The following is a 9,384-nucleotide window of genomic DNA, read 5'->3' as shown; positions in this document are numbered from 1 at the left end:
TAGAATTTAAATAGTTCGGAAATGTCCAAAAGATGGCCATTTCCGCCCATTGCAAGTCAGTCATTTTGACATGACAATCCATGTAGAAAGTCTATTGCTGCAGGAAGATTATCCGGAGCAGTGTTTTCCAGGAGTACATGGATACCTGGTTTTGCTTCTGAAATCAACCTGGACAATAGAGGATAGTTCAGGTCACCTGTACCGGCTGGAAGGGTTCCGATTTTAATGCCGTTTACAATCCGGAAGTCTTTGGCATGGATACAGCAGATCTGCGGACCGAATGCCTGGAATGCGCTTTTCAGGAAATCGTCCTGATCATTGAGACCTGCTGAAGGGATCAGATTAACCGGGTCAAAGATGATTCCGAGATTCGGCGAGTTCACGCGTTCAATCAAGCGAACCGTGCGTTCTATGCTGGAGAGCGGATGCTTGTCGGCTACGGGCTCTATGCCGGCAAAAACACCGAAGTGTGCGGCAGCTTCGGTCAGGCGGCATACCGAGTCGACGAGGTCGTCAAAGGCTTCCTGGCTTTGTGTTTCGGGGACTGCTGTCCCGTCAGGGCTTCGGTGACCTGTTTCGGTACCGACTATGCTGGTGCCGAAATCACGGGCGTGACGCAGATGTTCAATGAATTTCTGCAGCTCTCTGTTTCTGCTTTCCTTGTCAGGATGGATAAGGTTAACGTAGGCACCGAGAACGGCAATGTCTGCTCCATGGGCAGCGAGTGTTTTGTTGATAGTCCTGGCAAATCCAGGGCTCAGGGAACCAGGGTGGTAGCTGCGGTCGCTGAAGGCTTTGTTGATAGCAAGCTGAATGCTGCCGATACGCAGGTCCTGCAATGTGCTGGCGAGTTCTGCCAGGCTTTTCTTCCCGAGGTCATGTGCCCGGACACCGATAGTAAACATGGTGATAGGATAATAAAAATGGAAGGATGTTTCAATGTTATGGATAACTGATTTCGGCGGATGCGGTGATAAGCAGACAGATAACAGTCAGGCATTCGCGAAAGCCTTTGCACATATTTCTGCACTCGGCGGTGGTGAACTCGGTGTGCCTGCGGGTACCTTTCTCAGTGGACCGCTGGAACTCCCGGGTGATTTCTGCCTGTTTCTGGATGAAGGAGCGGTAATCAGCTTTATTCCGGAGTTCGAGCGCTATCGGCCGGTCTGGACCCGTTGGGAAGGCGTCGAGTGCTTTGGAATGCATCCACTGGTATATGCCCGGGATAAAGAAAATGTCCGCATTTCAGGCAAGGGAATTATCGACGGCAACGGGCAGGTATGGTGGAAAGCTTACCGTGAAATCCGCGCCAAAGGCCGGCGTTATCCGGAAACCGCTATTGAGCTGGAGCTGGCACGAATGAATTCCGGTTATGAGTTTCAGCCTTCTGGCGGTGGAGGACGCGAGCTGCAGTTTCTCAGGCCACCCCTGCTGCAGTTCTTTGAGTGCAGGAATGTTCAGGTAGAGGGAATCACCCTGCAGAATTCTCCTTTCTGGAATACTCACCCGGTGTACTGCAGTGAGCTGAGCTTCGACAATGTGACATTCAGGAACCCGGCGGATGCACCGAATACCGATGGTCTGGATATCGATTCCTGTAATGGGGTAGAAGTACGAAACTGTACCTTTGATGTAGGTGATGACTGTCTGGCATTTAAATCAGGTGCTGGTGAGGATGGAATCCGCGTCGGAAAAGTCTGCGAGAACATTGTCGCTGACAACTGCCGGATGATCGCCGGCCATGGCGGAATTGTAATCGGCAGCGAGACCGCAGGCGGTGTACGGAATATTGAAGTAAGCAACTGCAGAATGTACAACACAGACCGCGGTCTACGGATCAAGACCCGCCGGGGACGTGGCGGAACGCTGGAAAACCTGAGCTTCAGGAATATTTTTATAGAGGGCTGCAAATGTCCTCTGGTTATCAATTCATTTTATCGCTGCGGAGCGGATCCTGCCGATGTAAAACTCTTCGGTCTTGATATCAAGAAGATAGAATCCGACACCCCGCTTATCCGGAATATTAAAATAGATACTATTGAAGCCGTAAATTGCCGCTCATCAGCCGGGTTCATTGTCGGACTGCCTGAGCAGCCGATTACCGGGCTTGAAATACGCAACTGCAGATTTGAAATGGCACCGCCCGAGGACAGGGAGCCGATTGAAGAATCCGCCATGTATGCAGGCCTCCCGGAAAGTGAGGACTGCGGAATGCGCCTCGAATTCCTGGAAAGCCCGCTGATAGAGGGCGTTTCTGTATTGAGCGATGCCGCCCCGGTTTCCTGAAAAACCGGAGGCATTATCGAGCTTTTTGCAAAATTGCATTTTGCATGAGCATTCGCAAGATTATAACTTCTCAAGTTGTTTACATAAAACAACTTGAGAATTCGCTACTGATGCGACGAGGAAATTGCACGTAATTTTGCAATTTCCTCTATCGTCTATTCATTTGAATCGAATATTACCTTGCCCGCTGCAAATTTCTGAGGGTCGATTCCTGCTCTCAGCTGCTGCAGATCCAGTATCTGGCGGCGTAGTTCGGGAAAGACATAGCTATAGGATGTTCCACTGGTCTGTGTTGCGTTGTCAGAATCCTGATTGATATCCGCATGCTGTTCTGCCGCGATTTTATCCAGGACTTCGGGAATGTACCTGTCGCTGTCCCCTCCGCGTAGAAAATGTGCATGATTTACGCTGCCGTCTCCAACCGGAAGAGTATCCAGCAGACCGTTCCAGACCCGCCGTCCGGCATTGCGGAGAAGCACTTCCTCATTTTTCTTCTTGTTGCTGCGCAGTCTCAAAAGCGGGACCAGGTAAAAGAGCAGGCTGAACAGCAGCGGAACAAAACCAAGACCGATCAGAACTATGGTAAAGGGATTGGCTGCAATGTCAGAGAGCAGCAGAACAACGAAGCTGTAAAACAGTCCGAAGCCCTCTTCTGGAAGCACACCCATCAGGCTGAAAACCGTAAAGTACATTCCGAATCCAAGATTGACAGCGTTCAGGCCGCCGATCCATTTGTTCAGGCTGGGGCTGTTGCTGTTGAAGGGGATTTTTTCCATATCTGTAAGCAGGCGTTCCGGCTGAATGTTTTCCTTCACCCTGGATGAGCTGGCGGTCCGGAGCAGTTCAGGGAAGCGATAGATAAGTGTACCTGCATCACTGACATCTGGCTCACCTTCGTACTCAAGCAGCATGCGGTTCATGAGATCCTGGGCATCGTCATTATTCCGGCCGGTCAGCGCACGAAGCTCTTCCAGACTGACTACACCCCGGCGGCTGAGTACCAGCTGGATAAAAGCCTGTTTCTCCTGGTTTTCACGATCCTTCGTCGGATCATCATCGCCGAAGACAAAAGCGAATATGGAATGATGCAGGGGTGGCCCGTCGTTTTCCCCTCGTTTTACGTTCCAGACATCTACAGCTGCCTGATTTCGCATGCCTCCCATGTGACGGCCACCATGATAGCCGTAGCGGTATCTGCTTCTGCCGCTGAACATCCAGATATAGAACATCTGCTGTATCAGCCGGCTCATGAGAAAGCCACCCCCGGCTCTGCTGCTGCGTCTTGAACTGTTGTTGGATTTACTCTGTGCTGCAATAGAAGCCGCAATCGCAGCCAATACCAGCGCGATGAAAATCAGAAAATATCCGACCAGCATGACCATAATCCAGATCTTGAAAAGCAGTTTCCCGATTTTCACCGCGATATCGCGTGTTCTGTACAGAAACTTCCGGAAACGCGCGCGGGCACTGCGATCCCTGTGGTGGACCCCATGAGGGAAATAATACAGAATCTCACCGGATTCCGTTACCCGCAAATGCCCCCGGTAGTCATTGACGACCTGGGGAAGCATTTCCTCTATCTGTAAACGCGGCAGGGCAGTTGCGGCAATCAAGTCGGCAACGGTGGCCTCGCGCTTGTGCTTGCGGATTGCCGTTACCAGCTTGTTCTCAACCCTGCGTTTATTATAGTTGTAGACAGCTTTACTCATGCCTAAGAGTGTACTGCAAGATTCCCTGAGCGTCTAATGAGTGGCAGGGGTCTCAGTTTAAAACATTTGAGATAACGACTTCTGTCTCTACTGCAGCTGAATTCATGACACTCGAAATGACACCGCCGAAGGGTCTTGCCATAAGTTCACTGTTCATTCGTGCAATATAAGTTTTTCCGTTACTCTTTTCATATATTGCTACTCTACAGGGCATGAGTGGAGAAACAATACGTTCGTCATCCAGTGAAAGTATTTCAGCTGAATATTTTGATGAACAGAGTTCATATATTTTTATTGCATCTACATCATGACCGTGCCCTTCGAGTATCCCCTGCATGTCATGTACGGTTAGTACCGACCATCCACCAGCTCGAACCTCTGCTTCAAATCTTTGTACGGTCGACTCAAAATCATAGGGACTTTCATCTTCAAGCATCATCAATGATGGCAGGCTGAAAAAACCTATAACTGCCGTGAGGATAATCCCTGTGAGCAAAGCACCGACTGTGGCAAGTGCCAATTTTTTGTTCATATTCAACTCCTTATGATATATTAAAATTACTATATATAAGTCATTGTATAGTGTCAATGGTATATTTGATATTTCCTATGTTGCTGTTATAATCAAGATGATGTTATCCCCGAATAGGCTCCATACAATTCTGAACTCGGACTCCTCAATCGATGTGAACAGTCGCTTGCTGTCAGCGCCTGACCGTTTGATTGCGATGGCGGCCTGGGCCTGTGACAAGGATCTTGCCGAGCGTTTGATGTCCAGGGTAGCTGGAGCCAAGCGGTCCCGGGTGAGAGAAGAATATGCAATGCTGGAATTGAGGCAATACCGGCAGGAGGATGTGGTCGGGTCACTGGATCTGCTTGTGTCCCATCTGCAGGGTCAACGGGTGAGAATGTCCGGAAGCTGGCTGCGGCCATTAAGGCCATCCTGAGCGGAGGCGAATCATGAGTGAAACGGGGAGTTTCGAGGGAATTCTGATTCCTGAAAACCTGAAGCAGACTGTACGGGATATAGGCGGCGAAGCAGAACTCTGGTTGGATAATCTGCAGGAACATGTTGAGCGCCGAGCAGGTAAATGGAAGCTTAGCCTGGATGAACAGCTGCAGCATAAGGGAATGTGCTCTATTATTCTTGGCGGCAGGGATGCATGGAACCGACGTGTTATCCTGAAGCTTTCGGTGCCCCATGATGAAGTTCGTAATGAGGCTGATGCAATGCGTTTGTGGCAGGACGGGCCCGCAGCCGGACTTCTGAATGCCTCGGATGATGGCTTTGATCTGCTGCTTGCGCGATGCGATCCCGGGAGTGATCTCTGGTCACTGTCGATTCAGGAGCAGATTGCCTGTGCATCCAGTATATTACCAAGGCTCTGGATTCCGGTTTCTGAACCAGGATGTTTCAGGAGCCTTGATGATACTGCCGCTTGCTGGCTGCGGGAAATCCGTAACAAGCCGGAGGTTTTTGATCTTCCTGTAGACCTTGTGAATGAGATTGTTGAGGAACTGCAGGATCTGCAAAGTGAGCATGTATGCCTTCTTCACGGTGATTTTAATCCAGGTAATGTTATTCTTGACGGGACTGATGTCTGGAAGGTAATTGATCCGAAGCCCTGGATAGGGGAACCAGCTTTTGACCTTGCACAGCTGATTTTTAACTGGATTGATTACTATACGGACAGGAAAATACAGTTCACAGATTTGATTGATCTTATGAGCATACATGTCGATGAGCTATCTACTCGTCTTGGGATTGATGTTCAGAGGATTCTGCTCTGGGCACTTCTGAAATCATTTGGCTGGTTTTCCAGCAGTCAGACAGTCCTGCTTCTACACAGGCTTTATATACAATTTAACAGCTGACTATCGCAATTCCGTGCAGTATGCATTATAAATCAAATTATGACGTTCGTTGTAATCGTAAACCAACTTGAAGGGAGTTTTTTCTCGGCACAGTGGCGCGTGCTCATGCGCTGGTCACAGCAAAGGGCTGTGCGTCTGGTTTTTGTAACAGGAAAGGCGCTTGAGTCGCCGATTCCCATGGAACGCATACACAACTTCACCTACTCGATGGTAATCCCGGAGCAGGCCGATGCTATTCTGGTTTACAGCGGAAGTCTGGGAAATTTTACCGGTTTGCCAGCCGTGGAGCAGCTCATAAAAAGATGGGGGAATATCCCTGTTGTAGCCATGAACTGTCCGGAGGGGCCGCATCCTACGATCTGTGTGGAGAGTTCACAGGCAGTGTCGGATCTGGTCGAGCATATGGTGGTTGATCATGGATTCAGAAGCTTCGGTCTGGTAAGCGGTGAAATGACCAATTTTGATGCCCGGGAACGCCACGCCCTGTATCTTGAGAATCTGGAAAGCCGGGGTGTTCCAACGGAGAAAATAAGGGTTTTCAACGGGGATTTTGGTCCTGATTCAGGCAGCCGTGCTGCTGATTATTTTCTGAAGACGGGGCTGCCGGATGCGATTCTCTGTGCGAATGATGATATGGCTCATAATCTCATGTTGCGTCTGGCTGAACATAATATTTTTGTCCCGGAGGATGTCGCCGTCACCGGTTTTGATGGACTGGAATTCGGCAGGAGTCTTTTTCCGGCCCTTACTACTATCGATCAGCCTCATAATGATACAGTGTACCGCTCAGCAGAACTGCTCATGCAGCTCCTGAGTGATTCTGATGCCAGGACACCTGAGCCTTCCGCTTGCAGATTCCAGAAACGGCAGTCATGTGGATGTTTTGATTCCTCCGGCGATCTTTCACGAAGCAAATATCTTGATCTGAATGAGCCGGTTGAACAGGGACCTCTGGCTTTTCTGAATAATGCACAGCTGATCAGAAAGGCTATGGCTGAAGGCGATTCACCGCATGAGCTGCATTATCCGTTTTTGTCGCTTGTTGATTCGATTGTTGAGGCCGATTCCAGGTCAGAACGTTTGCAGCTTGGCGCGGAAGTTCAGAGGCATTATTTCTTCAACATGACAGCTGCCGAGCAGATTCAGAGTACATCGACGTTTCAGCTATTTATCTACCAGTGGAAGTTCCGGACTGCTGCCAGGGCTATCTCGTCGGCCTTGTACCTCAGGGATCTGCTGCATACCTTCGAAGAAATTGTTCCCTACCTTGATCTTCAGTTCTGTCGATTGTATCTCTTTGAGGATGAACTCAGCGCGGCGCAGGGCATACCGGAACCACCAGAACATATGCTGCTGCATTTTGAATATAATGCAGGGGCTGTCTGTGTGAACGATGAGGATGGACTTGAGGTTCCTCCTGAACACCTCTACTCCGAAAATGATAATAAAGGGAATGCAGTGGGATCCTCATTGATCAAGACGCTTTTTTACGGCGATACGATTATCGGTATGCTGCAGTTAGGCGCCGAAGAAAACTTCGATATGCTTTTTGAGAGTCTGCGGGAAACAGTCAGTATATCCTTACGTCACATCCACATGAATATGCAGATGCAGGACACCCAGCGGCAGCTTGAACTAAGTCTGGCAGAGGCATCATTGCTGAACAAGTCATTGAAAGAACTTTCCATACGTGATGATCTGACCGGTCTGCTGAACAGGCGAGGTTTTTTCCAGCTGGCAGAGGAAATCCTCGGCAATGCTGCCGAGGGGCAGATATTTCATATTCTATATATAGATATGGACGGGCTGAAACTGATAAATGACAACTTCGGTCATAACGAAGGCGACTGGGCGATCCGGGAATTCTCACAGATTCTGAAGGCAGGATTCAGAGCTAATGATGTGGTGGCACGAATCGGCGGTGACGAATTTGCGGTACTGGCGCAGATACAGCCCACGGAAAATCCCCAGCTGGTACAGCGGCGAATACAGAAACTGCTGGACAAAAAGAACCGTTCTGAAAACCGGGGCTTCCTGCTTTCCTGTAGTCTCGGAAGCTCCAGATTCAGAAAATCTCCGGATACGGATCTGCTGACTTTTATTGCTGAAGCAGACAGCGAACTCTATGAGAATAAGATTCTCAAGCGAAAATCCGAAGCATAGAGAGTTTCAGAATTCCTGACTGGATGCCATGTAGGTTCTCCTTTATCCGATAGGACTGCAGATTTCAATGATAGTGCCAAACGGATCCTGGACGTAGGATACGGTTTGGCCCCACGGTTTTTCGACTGGTTCACTCAGCATTGTAGCACCGGCACTGACAGCCTTGCGGAAATCTGTATCTACAGAATCAGTGGTAAATGCGATTTCAAAACAGTTCTTGATTTCCTTTGATGCACTGATTCCGGTTCCCTCTTTCAGCATGTCGTTATGCGCAAAGGCCAGGGCAGTGCTTCCGGTTTCCATTTCTGCATACATATTGGATTCATGCATGAAGCGGGTTTCCAGACCGAAAGCAGCTTCATAAAACCGCGTCGCTGCCGGGACGTCCTCTACGTAAACAATAACATATCCGAGTTTCATGTGGTATTCTCCTTTCATCAAGCTTACCTTTATTCTCCTTGATCTGATTGTAAAAAACGGACACCGGCAGGTAGTTCTTTACATAAATAGATCATTAATAAATGTTCCGGATATCTCCCAGGAAGTAGTTCAGTTCCTTTAAAAGGTGGCTCTGGTCATAGTATCCGGCCTCGAGAGCAATATCTGCAGAACCTGCACGGAAACGGCCCTGGCTGCGATTTCCATGCTGACTGATTAATGCCAGCGTATGTTGCAGACGAATTATGCGGAGGAATGATTTAGGACTCATGCCAATATGAGATTTTATGCAGCGGGTAATCTGCTTCTCCGAGAGGCTGTGGTATTGGCTCATTTCCTTCAGGCGGATACTGCCCTGGGAAGACAGCATCTGTTCAAGCATATTTCCAAATCGATTCTGTATGCTGAAGGAGCTGAAAAATCGCTGAAGATATTCTTCTGCTATGAGGCAGCATGCCGTGGGAATGTCCGGTGTTTCCAGATCAAGCATGCGCGCTGTCATTTCCTGTAGTACGGGGTCAATCTGATCAAGGGCAATGGCTGCATTCAGGCTTTCTGATGCATTGTGTTTCAGCAGAAAAGGGATGCAGTTGGGAAGGAAGCGGATTCCGAATGAGCATACATGTCCGTTCAGCGGGAGAATTTCTGTGTTGTCGGCAATTCCGGCTACAAAAGCCTGCCGATCCTGGAAGTCACAGATTATGTCCATGCAGGCATCGGTAAGAATACGGTGTGGAACGGAAATCAGGGAGCGGCTCGAAATGACAGTCCAGTAGCAGGCAACATATTCAGACAGCTCGGGAGATGGAAGATACTCACGGTACAGTATATCCGGGTGAATCCCTGAGAAATCGATATACTGCAGGGGTCTGAATTTATGACGCATGTTCCGGAATTATAGCACATACATGCA

At 49.1% G+C, this 9,384-nt stretch carries 9 protein-coding genes; 4 read left to right on the top strand and 5 right to left on the bottom strand.

Translation table 11 applies throughout. The features are described 5' to 3' along the window. Window positions 1-56 precede the first annotated feature (56 nt). Window positions 57-905 carry a sugar phosphate isomerase/epimerase family protein gene (locus tag ACYQ2L_RS05425; protein WP_460052147.1) on the bottom strand — a complete coding sequence of 283 codons (849 nt, stop codon included), beginning with the start codon at window positions 903-905 and terminating at the stop codon, window positions 57-59. 34 nt (window positions 906-939) lie between these two features. On the opposite strand from ACYQ2L_RS05425, the gene ACYQ2L_RS05420 reads away from it, so the two are divergent. Further along, window positions 940-2,286 (top strand): glycoside hydrolase family 28 protein, encoded by a 1,347-nt coding sequence (locus ACYQ2L_RS05420; RefSeq protein WP_460052145.1) that lies wholly within the window; start codon window positions 940-942, stop codon window positions 2,284-2,286. 155 nt (window positions 2,287-2,441) lie between these two features. On the opposite strand, the gene ACYQ2L_RS05415 is transcribed toward ACYQ2L_RS05420, so the two are convergent. Together ACYQ2L_RS05415 and ACYQ2L_RS05410 are read right to left on the bottom strand one after the other, a co-directional pair. After that, window positions 2,442-3,995, bottom strand: coding sequence for a hypothetical protein (locus ACYQ2L_RS05415; RefSeq protein ID WP_460052141.1), 1,554 nt, complete (start codon window positions 3,993-3,995; stop codon window positions 2,442-2,444). Between the two features lie 52 nt (window positions 3,996-4,047). Continuing rightward, a complete protein-coding gene (locus tag ACYQ2L_RS05410; RefSeq protein ID WP_460052139.1) occupies window positions 4,048-4,527 on the bottom strand; it encodes a DUF302 domain-containing protein in 480 nt (159 codons plus the stop codon). Between the two features lie 100 nt (window positions 4,528-4,627). Here ACYQ2L_RS05410 and ACYQ2L_RS05405 point away from each other — a divergent pair, with 100 nt between their 5' ends. The 3 genes from ACYQ2L_RS05405 to ACYQ2L_RS05395 are packed head-to-tail and all read left to right on the top strand — an operon-like array spanning window position 4,628 to window position 8,033. Continuing rightward, a complete protein-coding gene (locus ACYQ2L_RS05405; RefSeq protein WP_460052135.1) occupies window positions 4,628-4,942 on the top strand; it encodes a hypothetical protein in 315 nt (104 codons plus the stop codon). A 13-nt stretch (window positions 4,943-4,955) separates the two neighbouring features. Beyond that, window positions 4,956-5,870: an aminoglycoside phosphotransferase family protein gene (locus ACYQ2L_RS05400; protein WP_460052131.1), complete on the top strand. Its 915-nt coding sequence runs from the start codon at window positions 4,956-4,958 to the stop codon at window positions 5,868-5,870. A gap of 39 nt (window positions 5,871-5,909) precedes the next feature. Further along, window positions 5,910-8,033, top strand: coding sequence for a diguanylate cyclase (locus ACYQ2L_RS05395; protein ID WP_460052126.1), 2,124 nt, complete (start codon window positions 5,910-5,912; stop codon window positions 8,031-8,033). A 42-nt stretch (window positions 8,034-8,075) separates the two neighbouring features. Here the strand turns inward: ACYQ2L_RS05395 and ACYQ2L_RS05390 are convergent, their stop codons facing one another. Both ACYQ2L_RS05390 and ACYQ2L_RS05385 read right to left on the bottom strand, forming a co-directional pair. Continuing rightward, window positions 8,076-8,453 (bottom strand): VOC family protein, encoded by a 378-nt coding sequence (locus tag ACYQ2L_RS05390; RefSeq protein WP_460052122.1) that lies wholly within the window; start codon window positions 8,451-8,453, stop codon window positions 8,076-8,078. Between the two features lie 94 nt (window positions 8,454-8,547). After that, window positions 8,548-9,357 (bottom strand): AraC family transcriptional regulator, encoded by an 810-nt coding sequence (locus tag ACYQ2L_RS05385; RefSeq protein ID WP_460052120.1) that lies wholly within the window; start codon window positions 9,355-9,357, stop codon window positions 8,548-8,550. Window positions 9,358-9,384: the final 27 nt, after the last annotated feature.

The sequence above is a fragment of the Spirochaeta dissipatitropha genome, assembly GCF_054657935.1.
This window is presented reverse-complemented; position numbering and strand designations above follow the sequence as displayed.

Excerpts from the sequence above, each read along its gene's own strand:
- ACYQ2L_RS05400 (WP_460052131.1), top strand. The coding sequence starts at position 4,956 with ATGAGTGAAACGGGGAGTTTCGAGGGAATTCTGATTCCTGAAAACCTG.
- ACYQ2L_RS05385 (WP_460052120.1), bottom strand. The coding sequence starts at position 9,357 with ATGCGTCATAAATTCAGACCCCTGCAGTATATCGATTTCTCAGGGATT.
- ACYQ2L_RS05420 (WP_460052145.1), top strand. The coding sequence starts at position 940 with ATGTTATGGATAACTGATTTCGGCGGATGCGGTGATAAGCAGACAGAT.
- ACYQ2L_RS05390 (WP_460052122.1), bottom strand. The coding sequence starts at position 8,453 with ATGAAACTCGGATATGTTATTGTTTACGTAGAGGACGTCCCGGCAGCG.
- ACYQ2L_RS05395 (WP_460052126.1), top strand. The coding sequence starts at position 5,910 with ATGACGTTCGTTGTAATCGTAAACCAACTTGAAGGGAGTTTTTTCTCG.
- ACYQ2L_RS05405 (WP_460052135.1), top strand. The coding sequence starts at position 4,628 with ATGTTATCCCCGAATAGGCTCCATACAATTCTGAACTCGGACTCCTCA.
- ACYQ2L_RS05415 (WP_460052141.1), bottom strand. The coding sequence starts at position 3,995 with ATGAGTAAAGCTGTCTACAACTATAATAAACGCAGGGTTGAGAACAAG.
- ACYQ2L_RS05410 (WP_460052139.1), bottom strand. The coding sequence starts at position 4,527 with ATGAACAAAAAATTGGCACTTGCCACAGTCGGTGCTTTGCTCACAGGG.
- ACYQ2L_RS05425 (WP_460052147.1), bottom strand. The coding sequence starts at position 905 with ATGTTTACTATCGGTGTCCGGGCACATGACCTCGGGAAGAAAAGCCTG.